Below are 24292 nucleotides of genomic sequence, written 5' to 3' on the forward strand. Positions count from 1 at the left end.
TGCTGAAGTGCGGCAACCCGGTTCAGATTTTCAGCAGAGGCCTGCCTCAGTCTTCAGCCGTACGCCGCGCAAGTGCTGATAACGATAGGCCAGAATCAACCGTATAAGCCAGCACCGCATGAGCATCCGACACGCGTTTGTTGGCTGTATAGGAAGAAATTGCGCTGCCCGGCGTGAGTGTTGTGGCGGCAGGAGCCGGAAGAGTTCCAAGAATGCCCGGTTGCGGCGCGGTCACAGGAGGCGACGGTTCGAAGCGATTATTGGCGGCCAGCTGAACTGTGCGGCTGCCAGCTTCAAACACAATGGCTGGATCGACGGCGGCCGCAAACGTAGACCCCTGCCCGCCAAGCGCTGCAAGCGATCCGGTTGGACGGTAGGGGCGCGGTGCCGGTGCTGTTGTCGGGCCGACAACCAGCCGTGGCGCGTTTTGGGCAATCAAAGTTCCTGGACGGCTGGTTCCAGGCTGAACGGCCCCTGGTCCGGTGTAGGACGCCATCAAATACTGTTCGTCCTGTCCATGGAGCGGTGCCCGGCCGACATATTCGACTTTAACCTTGCCAACACCTTTGCTCTTGGTGTCGAGCATTGTTGCCACACGTTCAGACAGGTCAATGATCCGGTTGCCATGGAACGGCCCGCGGTCGTTGACCCGAACGATCATAGACCGGCCGTTTGCAAGGTTTGTCACCCGGGCATAGGACGGCAGCGGCATGGTCGTGTGGGCTGCAGTCAGCGCGTAGCGGTCAAAAATCTCGCCATTGGCTGTCTTGCGGCCATGGAAGGTTGGCCCGTACCAAGAGGCAAGACCAGACTTTTTATAGTTCGGATCGTTTTTCGGATAATACCACTTGCCGGCAATCTTATATTTTTTGCCAACGACGTAGCGTCCGCCGCCCTTCGGAACAGGTTTCCCGGCAGCGACCATTTTCGGGCTGCCTTTAACACCATATTTTTTCGGGCTGAATTTGGCTTTTTCCTGGGGTGCAGATCCGCAGGCCGCGACAAGGCCAGCGGCAGCTGCAACAAGCAGTGCTGAGCGCAGCTGCCGAAACACCGAGCGCACACGGTTTGTTTTGGACCTATCTATGCCAGTGTCACCGATAGACGTTCCCGCGGCGCGGAAAGCCTGTCCGCCGATCCCTTGCATCCTGCCATCCTACTCGTTACGCGCTGGCAGCCCCACAGCTCACGCGATTTTCCATCCGGGTCTTACTGAACACCGGTTTAAAAGACTGTGTCCGGCTTGTTTGCCGGTTCGTTTGCAGATGCATGCCCCCGCATTGCATCCCACACCACTGCCCATTTAATCAAAATCGTCTTACTTCAAAGTAAACCCGCCGTCGAGACAGCAATCTGCTCCAAAAACACGCGGGAGCCGCTTTCCACCGGAAATTGATTTTTTGGGCTTCATGGAATGAGTTGTAACTTTCTGATAATCCGCCCAGTTTTCGGTCAGTCGACTGCAAAATGCGGTTGTTGCACAAAGGTCACGCTACGGCACTTATTGCTAAGCGTGCAGGATGTGACACAGGTCACATCGGCAGTCACGAGCCCGGCCTATTGTGACTGCATTGCTGGTGACCGCCCTGTCACAAGCAATGCTGGACCCCACCTCCAGCTAAAGGCCGCCGGCTCGACCCCTGCCCACGACACTGGGTCGGCGGCCACTTTGAACCTCCCGGGCCTATGCCGAGACTAGCGGCCTATCCTGCCCCCCTACTCTGGGTCGCAATATCAGGGAGCGTCCGGGAGGTTCAAACAAGGCGCCAAATCCGCGCCAAACATCCCAGCAAAATCAGCTTCCCACATGATTTTTCAAAAGACATGCCTCTTAACGCAGTCCGGCTCTTGACATTCTTCGTCAGACCGGAGAAACGGGGTCTCGACGGAGGCGCTTTGCAGCGCACTCTATCTGCGCCGGAGGGGTGGCAGAGTGGTCGATTGCACTGGTCTTGAAAACCAGCGAGCGTGCAAGCGTTCCGTGGGTTCGAATCCCACCCCCTCCGCCACTTCCCGTTTTCGGTAGATTTTACTCAATCACATTCATTGCGCGTCAATGGCTGAATTTAGCCGTTTCACTCGTTAGCGCACCTCTTTCCAATTTCTCTCGCTTAGATTCACTTACGTTCGTTGCGTGGTATGTTCTGTGGTATCCTTGCTGATGTAAGGAGATGAGCCATGATTTCCGGCAAGCTGACCAAGAAATCCGTGCAGACCTTAGGCACAGGCCGACATGGTGACGGCAATGGGCTCTATCTTGTTGTTGATCCCTCGGGCGCGCGGCGCTGGATTGTCCGTCTCACGATCAAGGGACAGAAAAACCGGCAGGGCAAACCGCTTCGGACCGACCTTGGTCTCGGTGGTGCCGATCTTGTGACACTGCAGGAAGCACGCGCCAAGGCGCTCGAATACAGGCGGCTTGCCAGGGAAGGTCTGAACCCGCGCTACAATGGCCCCAAGTCCGTGCCAACCTTTGAAGAAGTCGCTCAACAGGTCCATCTTGATCGCAAGCCAACCTGGAAAAACGAAAAACACGGCCAGCAGTGGATCAACACGCTGCGCGACTATGCGTTTCCGCTCATCGGCCGGTTGCCAGTCGACAAGATAGACCAGCCTGAGGTGCTTTCATGCCTCACGCCCATCTGGACGGAGAAACACGAGACAGCCAAACGCGTGCGGCAGCGGATCCGAGTTGTTCTGGACGTGGCAAAATCTAAGGGCTTCCGAAAGGGCGAAAATCCTGTCAATGCGATCATGGCAGCTGACGTCCTGCCAAAGGTGCGCACGAATGCAAAACATCACCCGGCAATGGCGTTCAGTGATGTGCCGCCTTTCTACCAAGACCTCTGCAGCAGGCCATCCATGGCAGCCAAGGCCCTGAGGTTTACATGTCTTTCGGCCTCCCGGACCAGTGAGGTTCTAGGCATGCGCTGGGAAGAGCTCGACTTTATAGAAAGCATCTGGATCTGTCCGGAAGACCGGATGAAGACCGGCCAAGAACACCGTGTTCCGCTTACTGAGGAGATGTTGGCTATTCTCGAGCCGCTGAAGGCGATGCAATCTGAATATGTCTTTGAGGGGCAGAAGCGGCATCATCCCCTGTCCAACATGGCCATGTTGATGCTCTTGCGCCGTATGGGTGTTGAAGGCGTAACTGTTCACGGCTTCCGGTCAACCTTCCGGGATTGGGCAAGTGAGGTCGCTCATGCCCCGCGTGATGTTGCCGAAATGAGCCTCTCACACCGAATCGGATCTGCAGTTGAACAGGCTTATGCCCGGTCCGATCTCCTCAAAAAACGGCGGGATCTGTTGGAAAAGTGGTCAGGCTTTGTGTGCGACGCTGTGGGAAAATAGAACTTTTTTAAGCTCTGAGCAGATTTTTTAATGCAATAAGCTCCGCACTTCTCGACCTTATTACAAGTACGGGTGCATTGAACATAAACCAAACAAAATCCTTGTAATGTAATAAGGGTCGCATCATCCTACCTTTATGCAAGACGATGATCAGGCCTCCTCGCCCGAAGAGCTGAACAAACAGCTTTTTGAAATTGTGAACCGGATGCTAGAGCGGCATGGCAAGAAACTGCCGCTCCAGAGAGGCATATTTGCCAATTATTCCCAACCGCCTTTTGATATCAGCAAGCCCAATCAGCACGACAGCAAATCTGAATTTAAATTGGAATACGACGCGGTCTCAAATGGCTTGAACGGTATTGAGCAGGTTTTGCAAACTCTGTACCGAAAGCCTGAGGACCAGCCTTCAATAGACCTCCTCAGTCGCTTAATCCCCGATATCGACAGCAAGTTCCGCTCGATTTTCCAGCCAGAGGATCTCAAAAACAGCTACCACCTAATTCGGAGCAACGCTGCTAGCGTAGGCGGATTTATTGCGTGTTTATATTTGTTTAGGGACTTGAGGGCGGCACTGAAAGAGAGACTGCGGGAGCTCGAAGACCAAAAAGACCTATTTTGGAGTATCAAACATCGACCGCCAGATTATTACGCCCGTTTTATCGCTCTAAGGCTTGCGAAACTTTACGCCAGAGAAGCCGGCACACGGCCGACGACAGGATCTTCGAGCGAAGACGGAGAACCATCGACATCTTATACGCGGGCTTTGAAGGATGTTTTTGAGCTTCTCGGGATAAGCGTCGGAGTACGGCTCCCAGCCGAATGGGCGCTTAACGAACTTACGGAAGACGATATCAATCCGCCCAATCCATTTATGTCGAACATGACAGAACCGGCATCTGAGAGTCCCGACGATTTCTCAAGTCTTGGTGCACTTTCGGGGCTCTTCCGAAATTATCCGAACGCATAAAGCTGACTGCAGGAAACCCTTACTACATCGCCTTTTCTGCATTTCGATCTGACAAAACAAACATGATCCAACGTGGCCAATGTTAATCGACACAGGTCACGCAAATGCAAAAACTATTCGACGACACCCGAACCTATCAGCCCGGCGATCCGGAACTGGAGATTATCGGGGATCGTGCCAAACTTGCTCAGTGGCGGCATAAGGGCGTTGGTCCGGCTTATTATCGGCTCGGCCGCAAGATCATCTACCAGGGAACAGATTTGAACCTTTGGGCTGATGCCAACCGGCATGAGCCTACGGGAGGTAATCTCTGATGGCCCGGCGGATATGTGTGACGCGCGTGAAGTCCAACCGGAGCTATTCGGTGGACGAGGCTGCAGAAACAGTCTGTGTCACTGAACAGACGGTGCGTATCTGGCTCAAGCAGGGACTCCGGTGCCTCAACAGCAGTCGGCCAACCCTAATCCTGGGGGGCGACCTCAAGGACTTTCTCAAAGAGCGAACCGCAAAAAAGGCTCTGACATTGAGCGTTGGCGAGTTCAAATGTTTTCGATGTAAAGCCCCTTAAACCCCCGCCTTCGACTTGGCAACCTACCATCCGCTTTCCACTGCCCAGGGCCGCCTGCAGGCGTTTTGTCCGACCTGTGAAGGGCCGATGAATCGGTTCGTAGGCAGCGCTGATCTACCGCGCTGGCAGGAAGTTTGTGAGATCGACGGATACGGCAGTCGGGAAGCCTGAGGGAACCCATGAACCACCGTCTAAATCATCACTTGTGAACAGGAGCTCAAAAATGAGGAAGTTCAACGAAGAAAATGAACGGATCAAACGCCAATATCTGATCTACCTACGGGAAGCCAAAGGCCAGGATGAAAGCAGTCTCGACAAGGTGGCTGCCGCCCTGCTCTACTTTGAAGAAGCTCTTAGCTTTAAACCCTTCAAGGCGTTCAATCGGGATTGGGCGACCACATTCAAAAATCACCTGAGAAAGCGGAAAAACGCCCGCTCCGGCAAACCGCTCGGGATCACCACCCGGGACTCGATCCTGCGCCTGGTTCGCAACTTTGTTGAATGGCTGTCGGGTCAACAAGGCTATAAATCCCGCATCACCTATTCAGATGCAGCCTACTTCAACAACAATGCAAAGGAAGCTCGCGCAGCTCATGCCGTCCGCCCAATTGATTACCCGTCTTTGATCCAATGCGAACACGCTTTCCGCAACATGCCGGAGGTCACATTGCTGGACCGGCGCGACAAGGCGATTTTTGCTTTCCTGATGCTCACTGCTGCTCGAGACAGTGCAGCAGCCTCCCTCAAACTTGCTCACATTGATCTGGTCGAGGGTAAAGTTTTGCAGGATGGGCGCGAAGTTCGGACGAAAAACAGCAAGACCTTCGAAACCTGGTTCTTCCCCGTCGATCCCATGTACCGGGTGTGCTTTGAAAGTTGGGTGAACCACCTGCGCAAGGAGAGTCTTTACGGTCCCGGCGATGCGCTGTTCCCAAAGGTCGAGATTAAAGCAGAGAACGGACGTTTTAACGCCACAGGCCTCAGCCGGGAACCCTATTCAAACGGGCAGAAAATCAATCAGATCTTCAAAGGGGCGTTCGAAAATGCAGGTCTTCAAGCCTTCAGCGCTCATACCGTGCGCAAGACCCTCGGCATGTACATGAACGAAGTCTGCAGAACACCGGAACAGTTCAAGGCCTGGTCACAGAACCTGGGCCATGAGCACCTTGGAACGACGATCTCAGCCTACATGCCCATCTCAAGAGAACGGCAGAGGGAGATAATTGCTGGGTTAGCAAAGGGCTAGATGCGCAAATGGCATAGTAATTCGAACGGGAACAATGGACCTTACAAAACGTCTCGCTTGGCCGAAGTGTAATCGTTATTTTCGTTTCGCGCGAAAGACCGTAACGGCCGTAAGCAGCCACAACGCAATACAAACGATTGTCTGCTATCGTTGTTTTGGTCTCTCAGCAGACAGTCCGCTCTCGGCCCAAAGAGGACATAGGCAGCGTTCTGAATTGATGACAGCTTCGCGGCCCCATTCCGGACGTTTGACGAACTGAGACCACATCCTGAATGCGGACGTTTAATCGAAATGCAGCGAACTCAGCGGATGGGCGGGATGCTGCCTTTTGCTGCGGTCCGGTCAAACGACCGGAATGTGGCTGTAAGCGGACTGTCGGCTTTTATCTTGCTTCACGGTCCTACCGGCTGATATGGCCAATATTTTGATTTCTTCTTTTTTGGTCTGGGGCATTTCGAACCGAATTCATATCAGCCATTAAACTCTTTACCACTTTCAAACTGAGCGTGATCTGATTTGGCGTAACCAATCAATTCTCAAATTGTTTGCGTCTGAAACTGGTATGTGCAGGAAGAAGTGGATACTTGCCTCATCAGTTTCCGTTTTGACAGTTCGCTTCTCTCCAGTGCTTTCCTGCAATTTGCAGTCATCTAATTCGGACGCAGAAAATTCAACCAGGCATCCATTCGGATCATCACCTTGCGGATCAAATGTGTTGCGCCTGCCGTTTGTGTATAGATCGCCGCGGTCCCGCCAATCCCGCCAGGCATCTCTGCAAAGCCACCGCCACTGTCGTCAATCTGAAGCACCACGCCCATCGTCTCGTTCGGTCCGTGATGGGGAGCAAGGGATGGCAGGATCCCGTTTGGCGGCAACTGGCCCGCTGCGGTGATCCTCACAAGTGACTCTACCTGCGCGGTAAACACCTTGCCAGGAAGGTAGGCAAACGTGACTTCAGCTGGTTGGTTCGGTTCAATGAACCGGACACGCGTCTGCGGGATGGAAGCAACAACCCGGCCAGTCGCCACCGGTGCAAATGCCATCCAGGACCGGAGCGGCAGGTTGCTGACCCTTTGACCCGGACGCAAGGTCAACGCGAGGACATACCCATCTGCCGGCGCTCTGACGACAGTTTCGCGCAAATCGAATTCCGCCCGGCGCAGATCTGCTTCCAGACGTGCAACTGTTGTGTTCACACCATCGATTTCAGAGGCAAAGGCGAGACGCGCCTGCTCTGCTGTCGCCTCGGCACGGGTCAACGAGGCCTCAGACGCAAGATAGGTGAGCCGGAGCTGCTCTACATCACTTTCCGAAAATGGCGTACTTTGCCGCCCCAACGCTGTCGCATTCTCGTTGGCCGTGCGCAGTCTATCGAACTCGTCCTTGGCCCGATCCCGATTTGCCATAGCCTCTGAAACGGACGCCTCCGCAGCCCTGAAATTTGCCTCAAGTTGCGGAACCGCTTGTTCCGCTTCTGCAAGCGCAGCCCGACTTCGGGAAACCGCCGCTTCGAACGGTTCTGGATCGATCTTGAAAAGGACCGTTCCTTCTTCCACCAGAATCAGCGGCTGAACTGGCACCTCGGTCACTTCCCCGGAGACGTTGGGCACAATTTCAATGACCGACGTATAGGACCGGATGGGGCCGCTGGGCGCCCCCCATTGCATGGGAATGAATAGCACCACCAGCAGCAAAACCAGCCAAAGAAGGGGCGAGATCTTCCAGAAGGGGGTGAGCCGGATGACACCGGCCTTGATGAGACCGAACAGAACAGCACAGTAACAAAGGGTCAGGAAAACAATCATGCGTCACCCTCCGCACCGCTGTTCCGGACTGGCTCCTCACCGTCTGTGTAGGCCCAGATGAAGGCAATTGGCATCAAAAGGCCAAGGGTAAGCGCGCCCCAATAGCCGCACATCGCCACGGCATCCGCACGCCGGTGCCCACGCCGTTTTGCAATTTTTCCGGGCCAGACAGCAAGAAACAACCATCCACCGATGAGCGTTGCCAGCAACACCAGCAGCACGATCAGTGCGAAAATCATTAGGGGATCCAAAACTGCCTCCAGTTAGTTAGTTCACACCATCACGCGCGATCCGAAAGCCGATGTGATTGGAGCCAAGGCTCCGCTCCGCCGGTTGACGCGCTGAGGGTCGATACCGAAAACAATACGAGGGTGCGCAGAGCCAGGAACCGCCCTTGACCACATGCCGGGCGCCAACTGCCGAATTGGCAAACTGCTCTGCGAGCGTCTTGGACGGGCCGCCCGGGTTGGTTTGATCCTTGGTCGGATGGCCAGGGATCCACCAGTCGGACACGTATTCCCAGACATTTCCGGCCATGTCGTATAATCCATACCCGTTGGGCGCATAAGAACCGACGGGCGCACTGCCATGATGACCGTCTTCTGCGGTGTCAACACTTGGAAAGACGCCCTGCCAGGTGTTTGCCTTCCAGCCTTCCGAAGGATCGTAATCTTCTCCCCAGGAGAACTGTGCGCCATCCAGTCCGCCGCGCGCCGCGAACTCCCACTCGGCCTCTGTCGGAAGTCGGCTACCTGCCCAGGACGCATAAGCTTTTGCATCCTCGATCGATACCTGAACGACGGGATGGTCTTCCAGACCTTCTATGGAACTTCCAGGACCACGCGGATGGCGCCATTGAGCACCCGGGACGTAGCGCCACCAAAGATTGATATCATTCAGTGCAAGAGCATCTTTTGGCTGGGCAAACACCATCGAACCGGCCTTCAGGAGATCCGGGGGAAGATCGGGGTAGTCGGCCGGATCAAGGTCCTTCTCGGCCGTTGTCACATAACCGGCCTTTTCCACAAACGCTGCGAACTGGGCATTTGTCACTTCGGTCTTCTGAATGGCAAAGGGCCGCAAAGTGACCTGGCGGACAGGCCCCTCTTCCCTGTAATGTTCGGCTGAGCCCATTGTGAATGTGCCACCTTTGAGCGTGACGTATTCGCTGGCATGCCCCGAATGTACCATGGCGAAAAGAACGCAAATTGCGACAGGCAGGGAGCACGCGATAGCTTGAGGGACGCCCATTGCAACGCGGTTGAAGACCGCAGGAGGACAGAAAAGGCGTTTCATCTTATTCCTCATGATCAAACAGGTTCCGTAAATTCGAGACTTTCGGGCAGAAATGTCTCTTCAACGGTCAAAACCCGCTCGGCAAGACCTTGCTCAAAGGAGTATCTGTAGAGCGTCTCCACCGTCTTCCTGTTTGCCTCAATGCCATAGGGATAGAAATTGCGCCCCATGAGCCGGCGGGTATCATCCAGTTCCTGGCTGTACCAGGGCAACATATCCGTTGCCCAGGTTAGCCGGTCCTTTAATTGATATGCTGCAATTTTCGCTTTCGAATAGGCATCAAAAACGGCTTTGGCGAGCCACGGGTGCTCGGCTGAAGTGTCCCGCCGGATCGCCAGGACATGCATGATCGGAAACACACCTGTTCTTTCGAAATATGCTTGCTCAACAGACCTGAAATCTGGGAACAGGCGGGCTATGCTGGGATCCCCGTCAATAAATGCTGCCGGTGTTGCCGCATGAAAAAGCGCATCGACCTCACCGGTTAACAGCAGCTCCGATTCATCCAGCCCCGGAGGTCCTTGTGTGACCTTTATTCCATCCGGGATCTGGCTCTCCTGTTTAGAGACAGCCCCCGCAACGGCTGCCGAACTGTCAGCATTCGAAATCACCCATTCAACATCCTTTGGACGGAGGCCGTATTCTTCTTCGAAAATGCCGCGGATCCAGGTTAGTGATGTTGAAGAATAGCCGGCGGTTCCGATCCGCCGTCCAGCCAAATCTAATGGTGTCTTTATGCCGGCGTTTCTTCGCACGAAAACGCTTTTGTGCCGAAACTGTCTGAGCAGGAAAACCGGAAGTAGGGCGTAGTCCCGGAACCCCTCGTTGGCATGGGCAAGCATGAACGGATGAAGACCAAGTTCGGTGATCTCGTTGCGACCGATCCCGGTAAACGCGGCCGTGTTCATGTCCCCGATGGCGCCTTGGATGAATTCCGCGTCTGCGCCTTCGATTGCAACGCTGCCGTCAAAAAGAGCCTGGGTGCGATCCAAGAGATAACTCGACACCGTGATTGGCAGCTGGCCAGATTGAGCGGATGCCAAAGTTGGTGCTGCGAGACCTGCGGCCACGGTTTGCAAAAACATTCGTCGGTCCATCGGCCGCCCCCATGAAATGCCCCCGCCGCAAAGGCAGCGGCGACACGATCTTATTGGCCGATACTTGGATCAGCTGCCGGATCAAACGGCAACTCGTCCAGGTGCTCGACATACTCCAGCGGATCGAAGGGCAAGTCCTTCAGCACCAGCTGCGGGTTTTGCTCACGCTTCAGTGCCTCGGAAGCATTGGCAATGCCGGTCCACGGAATGCCGTGCTTTTCCGGACGGTCCGGGTACTTTTCCTTCCAGAGGTTGTGGCGCAAGATCATCCGGTTAAACGGACGCTTGAGGTGGATGAGGTTCGTCAGCATCGGCTGCACTTCCCGCGGATCTGACGGCAAGAAATAGAACGCTGCCGGAATGCCGCTGGCTTCGCCCACCGGATCGGGTGAGATCATGTGCCGCTTATAATCACCCTTCACTACAGCCCCAAGGGTCGGACCTGCATAGGTGAAGGTGTAGTCGCGGCGTCCATGCGTGTCGCCGCTGAGCAAAAGCGCAGTCTGATCAATGCCATCGATCACACGATCGGTCGGAATGTTTTTAAGAGCACCACCAAGGCTGGCAAACGTCGTGAAGAGATCGGTGATGTGGATCATATCGCCCGGTAGGGACCCAGCTTCAATCATGCCCGGCCAAACAGCAAACGCCGGAACCCGAACGCCGCCTTCTAGGAAATCGCCCTTGCCGCCACGGAAAATGGTTTCCGCAAAACCAGTGCCCGGGGGCGGGTTGTGTGACATCGGGCCATTATCCGCCATGGCTACGATCAGCGTATTGTCGGCAACACCCAGTTCTTCCAGCTTGTCCCGGATTGCTTTAATCATTGGATCTACAGTGCACTGAAGTCCGTTCTGCAACAGTGCTCGGGCACGGGTGCATTTGGGCCGGATTGGCATAAAGTTCGCCATCATCGGCCAATTCGCGACGTAGAACGGCTTTCCTTCCTGAACGTTGTGCTCCATGAACGCAAACATCCGATCAAGCCCTTCGGCGTCGATCTTCTCATATGTCTCGGTGGTGTTGTCGCCCCATTGCAGTGTTTCACCGCCTTTGGTGCCTTCTGCGACCATCACCCAATCCTTGGTGACAAAGGTGTCGTCGAGTTTGTAGGGATTTTCGGGAAGCATGTCTTCAAACAAGCCAATGGAGGCATTGCCTTGTTCGGCTTCTCGAGTGTTGAGAGACAGGATCTGGTTGTAACCGGTGAACAGGGCTTCATCGAAGCCTTGGTTGTGCGGGTAGCTTTCCTCTATGTCTCCGAGATGCCACTTGCCGTAAAAGGCAGTGGCATAGCCAGCACCACCGAGCACCTCGGCAAGGGTCACCTCCTCGGCATCGAGGCCATGGCTCTCCTGAAGCATGCCGATGTTGTACATGCCGGACCGTACCGCCAACCGGCCGGTGGCCGCCGCTGCCCGGCTGGGCGTACATCCGACTTCAGTGTACATGCGGGTAAACATCATGCCTTCTTCGGCAAGCGCGTTAAGGTTGGGCGTTTCAAGGCCGCGGACCGCCTGAATGCCCGGCATACCAAGGTCACCGTAAGCTGTATCATCCCACATGATGTGGATCAGGTTGGGCGGCGTACCGTGCGTCTCGCGCAGCTCGGCAAGTTTCGCCTGAAGCCCTTCATCCTCTTGTGCCCAGCGGTCCCCGTTCTGGGCCTTCAGAACATAAAACTCGGCGTCATGGATGATTTCCGTCCCATCCTGTGCCGCAGCGCTTTGAGGCAAGATCAAGGCTGATCCTGCGAGAAGCGCCGCAAGTGCACTGCCGTTTCGGCAGCTTCGTAACCAATGCATCAATAGTTCCTCCTAAAAAGGTTACTTACGAAAAGAGACCCATCACCAGGTAGCAAACGGATCCAATATCCTCAGAACCGCGCAACAACGCCGAGCAATGGCCCGTGTGTCACGGTGTCATACGCAAAACTGTCGATTCCGGACTTGCCGTTGCTGTAGTCGACACCGAGTGCCTTATACTGGAAGTGGGTCGACCAGGTCTGGTTGAAGTGATATCCGATGCCGGCCTGAACGTTCCAGGTGAAGTCGGACGCAGCTCCAAAACCGCCAATATCGCCACGGCCGCTCACCGACCATTTGTCATTCACCATGTGAAATCCACGAACCCCGATGACCGGATCAATCCAGTCCGCGCCGCGGGAGATATCGAAATTGCCCGCAACGGTTCCGGTACGATTGAGATTCAGATTGATATCCCAGTACCGCGCGCCCGCAATGAGATCGATATACGATTGCGGTGTTGAGTAGGCCCGATAGAACAACATGCCTTCAACGATCAGCTGATCACCGCTAACGCGGATACGCCCGCCCGGCAAAAGTGCATCGGTCGAATTGGCAAGGTTCATGTAAGCCACATCCACCATCGCGCCGAACCGTTGCTGATAGACCGCTTCAGCGCGCCCCATGAAACCGAACCGCAGGTTCGACAGGATGTCTGAGCTGCCGATATCAATGTCAGTAGCCGGTAAGCGGCCGATCTGGGATGTCCCGACGATGTTGGCCCCAACGAAATAGGGCGCGAGGACAAACTCCCAGGTCTTGTTCACCCGCTCGTCCACTGTGGTTTGTGCAGGTAACGGGGCTTCTGGAAAATCTGCCGCCATTGCCATGTCAGAAAACATCGTCAAACCGATCGCGGCGCTTATCGCTTTGGAGCAGTGCTGTTGTGTTTTTACATCTTTCAGCATTTGAATAGTTTCCCTTTAAGGTGCGACCTGTTTTTGATGGGGCAGTCGCGGCACGCACGAAAACTGATCCTGCGGGAGCGCAATTCGGAGGCAGTCAAACATCATTCTTGGTCCGTCACTTTCGGATCAACGACTTCGAAAAGCGGCTCTCCTTGCGACGACGAGGGTGGTTTAACGCCCATGAGCATCGCCATTGTGGGCACAACATCCACGACCTTGACAGCTCTGCTGATAGATTGAGCCGGAATTCCCTTTCCGGCAAAAATGATCGGTACATGTGTGTCATAGCGCCAGGGTGAGCCATGCATGACCGCGAGCGCGCTTCCTTCTTGGAGGAACCAATAAGGTGCTTGAGCAACATAAATATCGCCAGAGCGAAGCGGGTGGAAATTGTTCCTTATGCGTCGCAGCGTTGGTGTGTCGGTCAAGTTTGGCAGGGCCTTCATTGAGACAGCCGCCGCTACGCCTGCATGTTGTTCCAGCGCCTCAGAGATGACTGTTTCGACAGCTATCTGTTCCACGCCTGCCTCAACAATTTCATCTGTGTTCAGATAAACATAGGGCCTGAAGAAGGTTCGAACCGCATCTGGTATTCCGAAAGCGGCGTTTGTGGCAGAGTTTGCTATCCCGACCAATTCTAACGGATCAATTCGTCCAACTTGCATCCCCTGCTCCGCCAACACCTCTGGCGCTTCAGGCATGCCGTGATCCGCAGACAGCACGATCAGGGTGTTATCGAGACCGACGTTTTCGTCAACAAATCCTAGTAGGCCGGACAAGGTCTTATCCAGCTGGAGGACCACATCTTCGTTCTCGAGGCTGGACGGACCAAAAAAATGGTTTACGGCATCGACGCCGGAAAAACTGATGGACAGATAGTCGGGGACATCATCTGCACCAACTTGTTCTTCCTTGATCAATGATTTGGCAAATTCGGCAGTCAGCCGGTCACCCTCAGATGAAACAAGAACCCTTGTAAAGAACAAGGGGTCGTAAATGTCGCCGAAGGCGTGGGGAAATGTTTTCCCGTAGCCCTTGAGGTCCGTTTCAAAGGGGCGGTTGTCTTTATCGGCCAACAGATAGCTTTGTTGATCATTCAACAGCTCCCAGGACTGGCCATCAAGCTGTTCTGCCTGCCTTTTGTTGTTCCAGTCCGATACCCAGGCCGGATAGGCATCATAATAATAGGAGCTGCTCAGAAAGTCGCCGGTGTTCGTTGAATACCAGAAAGCCTTTCCGACGTGCCCAGCCATGGCGACGGCGCTCCGATCCTTACCGGAAACTCCGAAAATGTTGGATTTCCCAGCAGTATGGATCCAGAGTTCATCGCCGAACGTGCTGGCTAACAGACTGACCGGTGAACGCCCAGAGGACCGGGATCGCTTCTGAGCCGGATCGACTTGGGCACCTTCCCTTTCTTCTTTGCGGGTTGGCAGAACCTCGTGGTCAGGGTCTTCTATGTTGTAGGCGAGCTCTCCACTGTCACGATCGTACCAGACATTGCCAACCATACCGTGTTCGGATGGATGCGCACCGGTTGAGAGCGTCGCATGACCGACGATTGTTTCGGTATTGGCGTGATCGTAATTTGCAGCAGTGTAGACGGAACCGTTTTCCAACAAATACCGGAACCCATTTTGACCAAAGCGGTCTCCGTACCGTTGCAACAGGTCTCCACGCAGCCCGTCTACGGTTATTTGAAGGACGAGCCTAGTTGACGTGTCCTCTTTGGCATAGGAAGTCGTTGAAGCAAGGCTAGCCGCCAAAGCACCAATAAAACCTATGGAGGCACGCACCCCGCCCCTCTCTCTACTCCTCCGTCTGATGACCATTCCAATTGAGAAAGGCACCATTTGAAGGGGTGGACAATCAGTCATCTACGAGGCCTTCACTGACTTCGGCGACCACTCCACCGCATGCCGGTTCAAGATCGGATTGCACTTTGGCAAGACAGCTCAAGAGGCGCCCTTGGCCAAACTTGGTGTCCGAGCAATGCTTTTCTAAATCTGCTGCGCAAATCGCCAGTGTCGATCCAATGGTGAAGAACAGGCCGTCAATGACATCGGCTATGTCTTCAAATGCAACACCACATTCCGGACTGATCTTTGTCTCATGCGCATACAAACACGACAGAACCCTTCCGTTGCCGGGTTCAACCGTGGAACAAAACTCGACAATTTCGGTCTCGCAAGCCTCCAGCACCCCTTGAGCGGAGGCCGGGGACAACACTCCAGACCCAACAGTCAAGCCAATGGCGAGTGCTGCGGACGATAGACTTTTCATTTTCAACATATTGTCTTCCCCAACCTTACGGATTGACCACAACATAAACAGTGGTGCCGCCTTCTTGGACAGCCTGGTAATAAACGCCGCCACAATTGTAGTAGGCTCGGTAAGGTGTACAGCCCGCCACCGACGTTCTGCGAACCACGCGTCGGGTTGTCCGGCGGGATGTCCGCCGAGCCGTCCCATGCACCGTACCGGGTCCGCGTTGGGCCAAGGCTTTCTTCGTGCCAACCGAGACGCCTCCGACAAGACCGGGTTCAACGGTGTCGTCTTCAAATCGGACGTCAGCAATCCAAAATGCGCAGGCAATGCCCAGTGTCGCCAAAATGAGTTTCATCTGCATATTGCTCTCCTGGAATTCTCTTCAACCCGGGCATTGGGTGCTCGGGATTGTGTTGCTTCACTTTTGAACGGAGGCCTGTTTAACGAGAAAGGCCTCAACCGCCGCCTGGGTTTCAGGGCGGATGTTTTCGACCCCGTCATAGGGAACCCCGCGGGCCGGCCCGGTATCCGGATATTTTTCCTTACGGGCCAGGTGCCGCCCAAGGATCCGGACAAACTCTTGCCCGCCCCAAGCACCGACCTCTGTCGATACCGGATACTTCTCGTGGGTGTCCCGGTGGATGTCATAGAAGTTTGCTAGGATCGCGCTTTCGCCCGGGCCCGGAAGATTCAGGCGCAGGTGGTCCTTCACAAGTGCTTTCGGCGTTGCAACAGAGTAGATGATCACGTGATCGCGGCGGGTCTTGGATTCATCGGCAAATAGCAAGGCGGCCGACTGGTCGACACCATCAACAAGCCGGTCGCGCGGGATGAAATTTTCAGCGCCTGCGAACCGCGATAAAGTTGTATAAAGATCAGATACATGGATGATGTTGTTCACCATGGAATCTGCTTCAATCATACCCGGCCAACGAATAAAGGCGTCTACTCGCACGCCGCCCTCGGTCGTGTCACCCTTGCCCCCGCGGTAGATCATGGGTGTGAAACCGGATTGCGGCGAATACTTCGTGAAATGGCCATTGTCGCCCATCAAGACCACGATCGTATTGTCTGCCACGCCGACCGCTTCCATTTCGGCAAACAGGTCTCCAAGATAGCTGTCCAGGAGCTGGAGCTTGTCGGCGTAGAGACCGCCATTCACGCTTTCCGGCCCGTCCCGGCCGGCGCGGGTGTTGTCAAGCGGGATCATGGGCCAGTATTGTAGGAAAAAGGGCGCTTCTCCGTCAGCAAGCCGTCTCAGCTCGGAGATCGTTTTCAGCTGAAACGCTTCGTTCATGGCATCATATTTCTCGGCATCCCACCGCTCGCCCGGTGCCATACGGATCTCGCGGACAGGACCACCTGTTTCGCCCTCGATCACGGTCATCATTGCCGCCGGGTCTGGCCTGAACCAGTTGTCGACAATGTAGTCGTCTTCGAAGTCCTTGATCCCGATCGACACTTGTTCACGAATGGCATCGTCGTTGAAGATGGTCAGTTGTCCCTGCTGATGCACCGCATGCTGGGCGTAATCAAATCCCTGGTTCATAGCCCAGCTTTCGGCAATATCGCCCATATGCCACTTGCCGACATGGCTCGTCGCATAGCCCGCTTCTTTGAGAACCTCGGCAAGTGTCACTTCGTTTCCGGGAAGGCCAAAACCCGCAATATCGACCGTGGTATCCCCCATGCCCATGCGGACCGGTAGACGACCTGTCATTTGCGCGACCCGTGTCGGGGTACAGGACGGTTCGGTATACATCCGGACCATGCGCATGCCCTCGTCGGAAAACCGATTGATGTTTGGTGTTTCTATTCCGCGAACGGCATTCAGCTCCGGAATCCCCATATCACCAAACCCGATATCGTCGACCAGAATGGACACGATGTTGGGGGAATTTCCGCCATTACCGGCACGGAACTGGTCAAGCAGCTTATCAACCGCCGCATTATCTTCGGCCCATTTTGCGCCGTTTTGAGCTTCAAGAATGTAATATTCGGCGTCGTGAATGATGTCGGTATTTTGCGCCATTGCAGACCCAACCGATGTCAATCCGATGAGAACTGTCGCAAGTGATCGTCTTATCATTGTTTCATCCCCTCCAGCTATTTTCAGGCGGCCCTGGTTGTCCCTACGGTCCTTCTGAAACCTACGCCGCGGCTTCCACCGAGTGCCCAGTGCGGTTGATATCCGTGTGCGGGTAGTACTCGGCCCACACATGCCAGAACATGCCGGGTTTCAGCGTCGAGGCCCGTTTGAGCGGCCCTTTGTCCGTGTTACCGAAGAAGTCGATTTCGTCGATCGGGCCGCCCGTGTCGTTGATCCAGACGCCGAGGCTTTCAAACTTCGGATCCCAGGCTATTACGAGATCCTGCCCACCGACCGCCGCGTTGACGAGATTGCCGTTCTCGACCACAAAATCGTCTGTCCAGCAGGCTGCATCACCGTTGATGTCGACACCCCAGACATACGTCTTGTTGTGGAGCCGGTTATCGTTCCGGGTCATGTTGTCCATCACCGGTTTAGCAATGCGGTGCTGTTTCGCGATTTCCGATGAAAAGACAGTCTCCAGAACCATGTCGAAGAGCGCCAACAATGGATTCGACGGCGGTTTGTTGATGAAAACCGTTCCACCCGGATATGCTTTCTGAAATCCTCGGAATGTCATGCGGAACGTCGGCCAGGATTTCATGCGCAGGCCCGGACGAGCGGGGCAGACAGGGCCATCGGCTGATGTATCGACATCCCTCTCCCGGAAGCCGTAAATCTGCTGGATAGGCTCGCCCGTCGTGTTATCGCGCAGGATCAGGTTGTTACCGTGCTGGGCGAGAACTTTGAGGTCCAGCGGCTGGCCTTCAACTTCTGGCGTGTAGCCAATGCCAAGATTGGCCATCGCACAATACGTCATGATGACATTCTCGCCGCCAAGGCCTTCATTATTGCCCGCAAGGTGCGGTCGCATGATCTGCGCGTCGGGATGCGCGCGCGCCACCCCCTTGTTTTCTATGACAATGACAGGACTGGACGGACTAACCCACTCCAGGGCGTCTGCGATCGAATAGTATTTGGCACTGTTTTTCTGGTTCCGAAGCCCGACATGCACCCAAACGGCTGGGAACCCATAGAGGAAGGCACACAAAAGGCTGGCAATGAGCCATAACCAGAAGGGTCCACCGCCCAGACCGAAATGCGCGACCGTCATGACCGCCGCCCCGGTCAAACCTGCGGCAACAAATCGCCCCTCGTTCCGGATGAAACGGACCATGTTGGCCCGCTTGACCTTGAGCACCATCTGGCTGACATCCCCGAGGTCCCTGAAATAAACGCATCCAATGCCGAGGCTTATGATGAGGCCAAGATAAAAAGCAAGACTTCCAAAGACTGTCATATGTGACACGCTCCAGTTTCCCCAAACGTCAATTCCTAAATGGAAATAATAGCGTAAGATTTTGCTCCATCGAACAGAGTTGAAACAAGCGTACTTTATGATGCAGTCTGGGATGATCGAAATTGCGAAACAGAAGGTCGCTCTTTTGGACAGTCCCCTGTATCAGCCGGCATTTCAGGCGACATTGGTCGCAGACTTCCGCCACGTGGATCAATTGTGCCACGAAGTTCAAAACTGGGATCTTCAGTTCCAGCCTTTGACCGCGCTGTCGGAGAACGGTCGCGTTGCACATCTCCTTCAGGGCGCATTCGCAGAATTCGAACTGAGTTATGCGCGATTCCATCAAAACCTGGATCAGCGCGGCGCCCCTCCCCCGGGGAAACTCACTTTCACGATCCCGGGCCCGACCATGTCGAGGTTGTGGTGGTGTGGCAAAGAGACGACCTTCGACTCCATCCTGGTTTATTACCCGGGCGTTGAGTGGCGGTCGATTTCCGGCAGTGACTTTGAAGTATATCTCGTCTCGATAAACCTTGCCGATTTTGCGCGTTATGCCGCTCGGTTCGGCGCACCGGATTTAGATCCCTACCGTTTACAGACCATATTCAAGGTACCTGACGCCCTGTTGAAACGGGCGCAGAAAGTGCTGTGCTCCCTCAACTCCCCAGCGCCGCAGTTCGATACTCTGACGCTCGATGCTCTGGTAGAAGACTTGATTGGGTGCTGGCTGGCGCAAACGGGCCTTCATCCGCGCTCGGTCGCGGTGCATACGTCTGGAAGGGTGCTGTCCCAGATCCTTGAATTGATTGATGCAGGTGAGATCGAAGACGCGCGCCTCCCCGACTTGTGCGCCGAAGCCGGCCTGTCCCGCCGCGCACTTGAAATCGCTTTCAAGGACCGGTTTGGGATTGGGCCGGCTGCGTTTATCAAATCCTGGAGGCTCGCACAAACGCGCCGGAGGCTCCTGGTAGCGAACCCAGGCGAAATCACCGTTGCGGATGTAATGGCCGATCAGGGTTTTCTCCATGTCGGCCAGTTTGCAATGGATTATAAACGTTGGTTTCAAGAACTGCCGTCTCAAACCCTGCGGTCTTCCGTGACATCATCTTGAATTACTGTGTGTGTTTGCGACTGGAACGACATCTAACCGGGGTAAGCGGACAGGTCTCGTGTAACCCCATAGATCACTGCTCTGCTGGTTCAGCACATTTGGTGATCAATAAATACCACGTGGAGCGAAGAGAGTATTCGATATCGCCAGAAGCCTCATTAACCAGACATTGACCTATTGGTTAAACATACTCTCAAAACAGCGCTACTGTCTCCAACAGCTGCGCTGTATTCTTTCTCAGTGTATCTCTGGACGTTTCGCCAAACATCTTCCGGTAATCAGCTGTGAAGTTTCCTGTATGGAAGAACCCGAATTCACTCAATGCCTCACCAACATTGAGTTCATTGGGAGAAGTAGAAACAATCGGCTGCGTGGACTTGTTACTTTCGTAAAATTAACTAGATGGTGTTGACAAAAAAGTTCAACGGATGGCCGATAGTTATCTTGCCGGTTTTGTTCGCACCTAAGACTATCGAGCTTCCGGTTGCCGCATTAGAAGCCCCAAAATAATTCCTCTAGATTACCACCAACTTCGGCATCGTTGCCAAGTCACAAATGTCTTCTCTTCCTCCGTCGTGTCAATTCGACAAGCGCCGATTTAGCTACGCGGCTAAATGTGCGTTCCGCTCGCACGTTAGGCTTTCGCCCACAACCGCAGTGAGAGTCCGGAATCTGCTTAACCTGTGAATCTTCGGCTTACTTAATGGTGGCTATTTCGGGGTCTGATCACAAACCGTAAAATGGCCTAGATGGGGCCGCAAAGCGAACGTTCGACGCAGACAGGTTTATTGGCAATGATGGACCATAAGCCCCAATTCGCCTACTGGTTCCTCTCCTATTATGTCTATAGGCCTCCATTAGAGTTTGACTGGCTATTATAGGCTTGGTGTAGCCATCCATAGAATGGTTTGAAACTCCCTACTGTTAATATTACAAGTCCTTTTGGGGTATTAAATGTGGTATAACAATTTATTCAAGAACATATAATGTTTTTTTATCAATTAGTTATCGAATTTATAGGGCGGACACCCCGTCCGCCACTCTCCTTAATTATTCCATTAGGTTAGGTGTGGGTTGGTGCCCATTCCTTGCAGTCGCCTGACGAGAACAAAAGTGGGTCAAAAGTCCCGCGAAAATCCCACCCAAAAACTCTTTTTGCTCACCTCCCCTCATCCGCGCAACATTTGCAGGCCAGACCGTTAAGTTTCGCTTGGTCGGATTTTTTTCAATTTCGATCGCATCCCTAAAAAACAACCAGCATGAACAAGTATGACGATGGAAATCGGAAAGTAGGCGAAACTTAGAACGATGAAAATTGCAAGAACTCCAAACTATCCGCCGGGTTTGCCGCTTGGACCTAATACAGCCAAAAGTAGGTTTGCCATCAGGTAAATGGCGGAAATGGAGGTCGTTATACTTCCAAGAACCAAACCCAGCCGGCTGAAGGGCGCTCTGTTTGGATTGAACCTTCCCCAGATGTATCCAATACCCAAAAATACGAGAGCCGGCGAAAAAAACACTATATCAGCTCCGAATGTGTCAATCGCAGATACTAGGAAAAGCGGGACCGGAGTACAGACCCCCAGCTTTTAGTCTGGCCGTCGATAAAGAACTGGCACTTGATGTAAAGATTCAAATGTTCCACCGCAACAGCCGCACGAGTGATCGCCAATTATTGTATGCAACGCAGCCTCTGCAAATTTTGCATTGATTGTGCAGGTCTCGGTAGAGATTATGACGTCATTTCCAATGCGCTCAATGTTGAAATTGCTTAACTCATTGCGGCCCCGACCATTGTTGCAGGATGGACAAACCTGATAGACAGACCAGGTATTTGAACACTCAAGCCTTTGCATGTCATAGAACCAAGTGAACCGGCCGTCAGTCAGCCTACCCATTCTGATTTTTCCTAAACCATCGGGGCAGTATTCAATCTGTGCGGACGCGGAAATAGTGGAGAGGATCAGCAATGTCGCGGCAGTTATGAGCAATTTCATGGGCTCCTCCTCAGACAACCATCTTGAATCAAACACTCAATACAAACGTCTTCACCACTTTAACTGTTGTTCCGCGTACCGCAACGCGCTGAATTGCCTCATCTATCGGCTTCTTCTGATGCCTTGCTTGACTTAAGACAACCTTTACAATTGGCTTGTCACTTACCAGCAGCGACGAACGATCCAGAGCCGTCTCGAGACATCCGACTAGTGAACACTTGGCGATGACAGCCTGATAGTCCCTGAGCGTCACGCCGTTCCCAAAAGATCACGTGCAATACGCTCGAAGATGGCGCAGCCGATTGGAATTAGATCATCCGGAAAATCAAAGTCAGGATTGTGTAACGCGGCATAGTCTTCTCCGGGTCCCAGACACAACATGGCGGCCTTGGCATCCCAACCAAAAACGCCAAAATCTTCAGATGCTCTCATGGGGACCCCGACATCATCATTCTTGACCCCAATGGCATTCATAGCCGCGACGGCAACTGCATGCGCCTCGGCATCATTGATCGACGCGGCAAACTTATCATAGATACCGAATGCAACGCCCAAGCCGTTCCTATCTGCCATCGAAGTTGCAAGGTTGCGCGCGGCAACTTCAAGGTCCTCCAAATGATCATCACGGGTTGTGCGCAATGTCGCGTAAATCTTGGCCTCGCCTGGAGCTACGCCAAACGTCGGTTCGCCCAACAGAGCATGTGTCACAGTCACAAGCTGAAAGTCGTCTTCCAGCAGGCCATCATTGCTCAAGTCCTCTAGTGAAGGCATCAACTCCGCTACAGTACGCATCGGAGAGATCCCATCTTGAGGGTCAGCTGCATGGGCCGTCTTGCCGGTAAGGGTGATCATCAATCCAAGCGATGCGCAATTGATCAAGCCCGGGCGGGTGGAAACGTGACCGAACGGACGCCCCGGTTCGTTGTGTATGGCGAATGCCCAATCTGCGCGCAGTTCTTCAAATCTTGGATCGGCAACCACCGCCCGAGCCCCTGAGCCGTCTTCTTCTGCAGGCTGGAACAGGAGAACGACCCGTCCCTTCGCAACCGGAGCGCGTGAAATCACTCGTCCAAGGCCAAGCAACATCGTCATGTGACCATCATGGCCGCAGACGTGACTTTTGCCTTTTATCACAGAGGACCACTCGATCTCATTTTGCTCTTCTATCGGTAACGCGTCGAGTTCGGCGCGAAACAGTACGGTTGGCCCCTCGACGCCACTGTCGAACACCGCGGCAACACCATGACCACCAAGTCCTGACAGAACTTTTGTTGGTGAAAGTTGTCCAAGTGCCGCTGTTATCTTTTTTGCGGTTTCGAACTCCTCACCGGAAAGTTCGGGGTGCTGATGAAGCGCCCGACGAAATGCTGTCAGTTCAATCTGATCATGATTTGTAAGCATGCTAACCACGCGTTTAACTTCAAATTTGCAGTCTGTTTTACTGCATTATCATCACGTTACAGGCAACAGAAGTGTTGGAGGCGGTCAATCGAGTGGGTTTGCCTATTCTCCAGGTTTGCTGGCTGTGGAATTGCACTACTCGTTGTTAAAGCTCAGGTGTGGGAAGAAAACCAGCCAGCAAGGTTCCTAGAACCCCGCGATCCGTTCAACGAACCAAAACGCAGATAGGCCGCCAATTCCATAAGCAACGCTTGTCGATCCGATATGTCCTGGCGTGCGCATCGCACGTATTAGCGCCGGCATAAACATCTTTAGAAGCGCAGCAGTCACCAAGATACATGCGATAAACAGCAATTGCCCTGCTTCCACTCCCAGATTGAAAGACAGGAGCGCCAAAGGTACATCGTCGTCCGGAAGGCCGATTTCAGCGAGCGCACCGGCAAAGCCGAACCCGTGCAGCAGTCCAAAAGAAAACGACACGATCCAAGGAAATTTTTCCGTCAGACGATCTTCATCATTGTTTCTTTGCAGCAACTCTGATGCCAGGAACATGATAGACAGGGCGATCACAGCTTCCACCGGCGGCCCGGGCAGCGTGACGATACCCAGCGTTGATATCGCCATTGTAATGCTGTGCGCTATGGTGAAGGCGGTCACGGCCCCGACAAGCTTCCATTTCTCCCGGATCAGCAGCAAAAGCGCAAAAACAAAAAGAAGATGATCGAGCCCTTCCAGGATGTGATCGACACCGAGTGCAAAATAGCTGCGGAGAATTTCGAAGAATCCGGGATCGGCTGGAATGACAAACGACGGCAGGCCTGGCGTCAGCCGTTGGGTTGCGCTTTTATCCGCAGCAAGTTCAAACCGGACGAGGACATCAGTCTGGGTTGCATCAAGCCCTGGGATCGCCACAATACCACCGGCAAGTCCTCCCGGACATACCGTTACCCATTGTACAACCCAGGCAGTGCCATCGAATTCTGGATCCGGCGCAGACCTCCGATCACAATTCTCCGGAAGGTCAGTACCGATCGCCATTGGACGTCCGCGAACATCCGGCTTTCGCCATAGAACCCGCCA

19 protein-coding genes and 1 tRNA gene are annotated in these 24292 nt (G+C 54.0%); 6 read left to right on the plus strand and 14 right to left on the minus strand.

Features of this window, described 5'->3' with window-relative positions; genetic code table 11:
• Positions 1-46: 46 nt before the first annotated feature.
• A complete protein-coding gene (locus ACOOFE_RS13235; protein WP_420415354.1) occupies positions 47-1147 on the minus strand; it encodes a septal ring lytic transglycosylase RlpA family protein in 1101 nt (366 codons plus the stop codon).
• A 772-nt stretch (positions 1148-1919) separates the two neighbouring features.
• Here ACOOFE_RS13235 and ACOOFE_RS13240 point away from each other — a divergent pair.
• The 5 genes from ACOOFE_RS13240 (at position 1920) to ACOOFE_RS13260 (ending at position 6135) form a co-directional block, all read left to right on the plus strand.
• A tRNA-Ser gene (locus ACOOFE_RS13240) sits at positions 1920-2009 on the plus strand.
• Positions 2010-2178: 169 nt separating this feature from the next.
• Positions 2179-3354, plus strand: coding sequence for a tyrosine-type recombinase/integrase (locus tag ACOOFE_RS13245; RefSeq protein ID WP_420415355.1), 1176 nt, complete (start codon positions 2179-2181; stop codon positions 3352-3354).
• 136 nt (positions 3355-3490) lie between these two features.
• The gene (locus tag ACOOFE_RS13250; protein ID WP_420415356.1) at positions 3491-4321 is read left to right on the plus strand and encodes a hypothetical protein; all 831 of its coding nucleotides are present in this window, start codon (positions 3491-3493) and stop codon (positions 4319-4321) included.
• A gap of 104 nt (positions 4322-4425) precedes the next feature.
• The gene (locus ACOOFE_RS13255; protein WP_420415357.1) at positions 4426-4635 is read left to right on the plus strand and encodes a hypothetical protein; all 210 of its coding nucleotides are present in this window, start codon (positions 4426-4428) and stop codon (positions 4633-4635) included.
• A 477-nt stretch (positions 4636-5112) separates the two neighbouring features.
• A complete protein-coding gene (locus ACOOFE_RS13260) occupies positions 5113-6135 on the plus strand; it encodes a tyrosine-type recombinase/integrase (protein WP_420415358.1) in 1023 nt (340 codons plus the stop codon).
• Positions 6136-6785: 650 nt separating this feature from the next.
• Here ACOOFE_RS13260 and ACOOFE_RS13265 read toward each other — a convergent pair.
• The 11 genes from ACOOFE_RS13265 to ACOOFE_RS13315 all read right to left on the minus strand — a co-directional run bounded on the left by ACOOFE_RS13265 (position 6786) and on the right by ACOOFE_RS13315 (position 18703).
• Positions 6786-7940, minus strand: a complete 1155-nt coding sequence (locus ACOOFE_RS13265) for an HlyD family secretion protein (RefSeq protein WP_420415359.1) — start codon at positions 7938-7940, stop codon at positions 6786-6788.
• Positions 7937-8179: a DUF3302 domain-containing protein gene (locus ACOOFE_RS13270; protein ID WP_420415360.1), complete on the minus strand. Its 243-nt coding sequence runs from the start codon at positions 8177-8179 to the stop codon at positions 7937-7939. Before ACOOFE_RS13270 ends, ACOOFE_RS13265 begins: the two co-directional genes overlap by 4 nt.
• A gap of 28 nt (positions 8180-8207) precedes the next feature.
• Positions 8208-9236: a formylglycine-generating enzyme family protein gene (locus ACOOFE_RS13275; RefSeq protein ID WP_420415361.1), complete on the minus strand. Its 1029-nt coding sequence runs from the start codon at positions 9234-9236 to the stop codon at positions 8208-8210.
• Between the two features lie 14 nt (positions 9237-9250).
• Complete coding sequence (locus ACOOFE_RS13280) at positions 9251-10321, minus strand: ABC transporter substrate-binding protein (RefSeq protein ID WP_420415362.1); 1071 nt, start codon at positions 10319-10321, stop codon at positions 9251-9253.
• 62 nt (positions 10322-10383) lie between these two features.
• Positions 10384-12138: a sulfatase-like hydrolase/transferase gene (locus tag ACOOFE_RS13285; protein WP_420415363.1), complete on the minus strand. Its 1755-nt coding sequence runs from the start codon at positions 12136-12138 to the stop codon at positions 10384-10386.
• Between the two features lie 71 nt (positions 12139-12209).
• Positions 12210-13046, minus strand: coding sequence for a hypothetical protein (locus tag ACOOFE_RS13290; protein ID WP_420415364.1), 837 nt, complete (start codon positions 13044-13046; stop codon positions 12210-12212).
• 101 nt (positions 13047-13147) lie between these two features.
• Complete coding sequence (locus tag ACOOFE_RS13295; RefSeq protein ID WP_420415365.1) at positions 13148-14713, minus strand: alkaline phosphatase family protein; 1566 nt, start codon at positions 14711-14713, stop codon at positions 13148-13150.
• Between the two features lie 202 nt (positions 14714-14915).
• On the minus strand, positions 14916-15338 hold the full coding sequence (locus tag ACOOFE_RS13300; RefSeq protein ID WP_420415366.1) for a cysteine rich repeat-containing protein: 423 nt from the start codon (positions 15336-15338) through the stop codon (positions 14916-14918).
• A 16-nt stretch (positions 15339-15354) separates the two neighbouring features.
• Positions 15355-15675, minus strand: coding sequence for a hypothetical protein (locus ACOOFE_RS13305; protein ID WP_420415367.1), 321 nt, complete (start codon positions 15673-15675; stop codon positions 15355-15357).
• A 57-nt stretch (positions 15676-15732) separates the two neighbouring features.
• Positions 15733-17403 (minus strand): sulfatase-like hydrolase/transferase, encoded by a 1671-nt coding sequence (locus ACOOFE_RS13310; protein WP_420415368.1) that lies wholly within the window; start codon positions 17401-17403, stop codon positions 15733-15735.
• A 61-nt stretch (positions 17404-17464) separates the two neighbouring features.
• Positions 17465-18703 carry a DUF3179 domain-containing (seleno)protein gene (locus ACOOFE_RS13315; RefSeq protein ID WP_420415369.1) on the minus strand — a complete coding sequence of 413 codons (1239 nt, stop codon included), beginning with the start codon at positions 18701-18703 and terminating at the stop codon, positions 17465-17467.
• A gap of 97 nt (positions 18704-18800) precedes the next feature.
• Between ACOOFE_RS13315 and ACOOFE_RS13320 the strand changes: the two genes are divergently transcribed.
• Entirely contained in the window at positions 18801-19814 is a 1014-nt protein-coding gene (locus ACOOFE_RS13320; RefSeq protein WP_420415370.1) for a helix-turn-helix domain-containing protein, read from the plus strand.
• A gap of 2246 nt (positions 19815-22060) precedes the next feature.
• On the opposite strand, the gene ACOOFE_RS13325 is transcribed toward ACOOFE_RS13320, so the two are convergent.
• Together ACOOFE_RS13325 and ACOOFE_RS13330 are read right to left on the minus strand one after the other, a co-directional pair.
• Positions 22061-23212 carry an amidohydrolase gene (locus ACOOFE_RS13325; protein ID WP_420415371.1) on the minus strand — a complete coding sequence of 384 codons (1152 nt, stop codon included), beginning with the start codon at positions 23210-23212 and terminating at the stop codon, positions 22061-22063.
• 186 nt (positions 23213-23398) lie between these two features.
• Positions 23399-24250: a HupE/UreJ family protein gene (locus ACOOFE_RS13330; RefSeq protein WP_420415372.1), complete on the minus strand. Its 852-nt coding sequence runs from the start codon at positions 24248-24250 to the stop codon at positions 23399-23401.
• Between the last annotated feature and the right edge of the window lie 42 nt (positions 24251-24292).

This window comes from Roseibium sp., assembly GCF_965216085.1.
Classification (GTDB): Bacteria; Pseudomonadota; Alphaproteobacteria; order Rhizobiales; family Stappiaceae; genus Roseibium.

What these genes read in the sequence shown, in the direction of transcription:
- ACOOFE_RS13235 (WP_420415354.1), bottom strand. Translation starts at nt 1,147, where the DNA reads ATGCAAGGGATCGGCGGACAGGCTTTCCGCGCCGCGGGAACGTCTATC.
- ACOOFE_RS13245 (WP_420415355.1), top strand. Translation starts at nt 2,179, where the DNA reads ATGATTTCCGGCAAGCTGACCAAGAAATCCGTGCAGACCTTAGGCACA.
- ACOOFE_RS13250 (WP_420415356.1), top strand. Translation starts at nt 3,491, where the DNA reads ATGCAAGACGATGATCAGGCCTCCTCGCCCGAAGAGCTGAACAAACAG.
- ACOOFE_RS13255 (WP_420415357.1), top strand. Translation starts at nt 4,426, where the DNA reads ATGCAAAAACTATTCGACGACACCCGAACCTATCAGCCCGGCGATCCG.
- ACOOFE_RS13260 (WP_420415358.1), top strand. Translation starts at nt 5,113, where the DNA reads ATGAGGAAGTTCAACGAAGAAAATGAACGGATCAAACGCCAATATCTG.
- ACOOFE_RS13265 (WP_420415359.1), bottom strand. Translation starts at nt 7,940, where the DNA reads ATGATTGTTTTCCTGACCCTTTGTTACTGTGCTGTTCTGTTCGGTCTC.
- ACOOFE_RS13270 (WP_420415360.1), bottom strand. Translation starts at nt 8,179, where the DNA reads ATGATTTTCGCACTGATCGTGCTGCTGGTGTTGCTGGCAACGCTCATC.
- ACOOFE_RS13275 (WP_420415361.1), bottom strand. Translation starts at nt 9,236, where the DNA reads ATGAAACGCCTTTTCTGTCCTCCTGCGGTCTTCAACCGCGTTGCAATG.
- ACOOFE_RS13280 (WP_420415362.1), bottom strand. Translation starts at nt 10,321, where the DNA reads ATGTTTTTGCAAACCGTGGCCGCAGGTCTCGCAGCACCAACTTTGGCA.
- ACOOFE_RS13285 (WP_420415363.1), bottom strand. Translation starts at nt 12,138, where the DNA reads ATGCATTGGTTACGAAGCTGCCGAAACGGCAGTGCACTTGCGGCGCTT.
- ACOOFE_RS13290 (WP_420415364.1), bottom strand. Translation starts at nt 13,046, where the DNA reads ATGCTGAAAGATGTAAAAACACAACAGCACTGCTCCAAAGCGATAAGC.
- ACOOFE_RS13300 (WP_420415366.1), bottom strand. Translation starts at nt 15,338, where the DNA reads ATGTTGAAAATGAAAAGTCTATCGTCCGCAGCACTCGCCATTGGCTTG.
- ACOOFE_RS13305 (WP_420415367.1), bottom strand. Translation starts at nt 15,675, where the DNA reads ATGCAGATGAAACTCATTTTGGCGACACTGGGCATTGCCTGCGCATTT.
- ACOOFE_RS13310 (WP_420415368.1), bottom strand. Translation starts at nt 17,403, where the DNA reads ATGATAAGACGATCACTTGCGACAGTTCTCATCGGATTGACATCGGTT.
- ACOOFE_RS13315 (WP_420415369.1), bottom strand. Translation starts at nt 18,703, where the DNA reads ATGACAGTCTTTGGAAGTCTTGCTTTTTATCTTGGCCTCATCATAAGC.
- ACOOFE_RS13320 (WP_420415370.1), top strand. Translation starts at nt 18,801, where the DNA reads ATGATGCAGTCTGGGATGATCGAAATTGCGAAACAGAAGGTCGCTCTT.
- ACOOFE_RS13325 (WP_420415371.1), bottom strand. Translation starts at nt 23,212, where the DNA reads ATGCTTACAAATCATGATCAGATTGAACTGACAGCATTTCGTCGGGCG.
- ACOOFE_RS13330 (WP_420415372.1), bottom strand. Translation starts at nt 24,250, where the DNA reads ATGGCGATCGGTACTGACCTTCCGGAGAATTGTGATCGGAGGTCTGCG.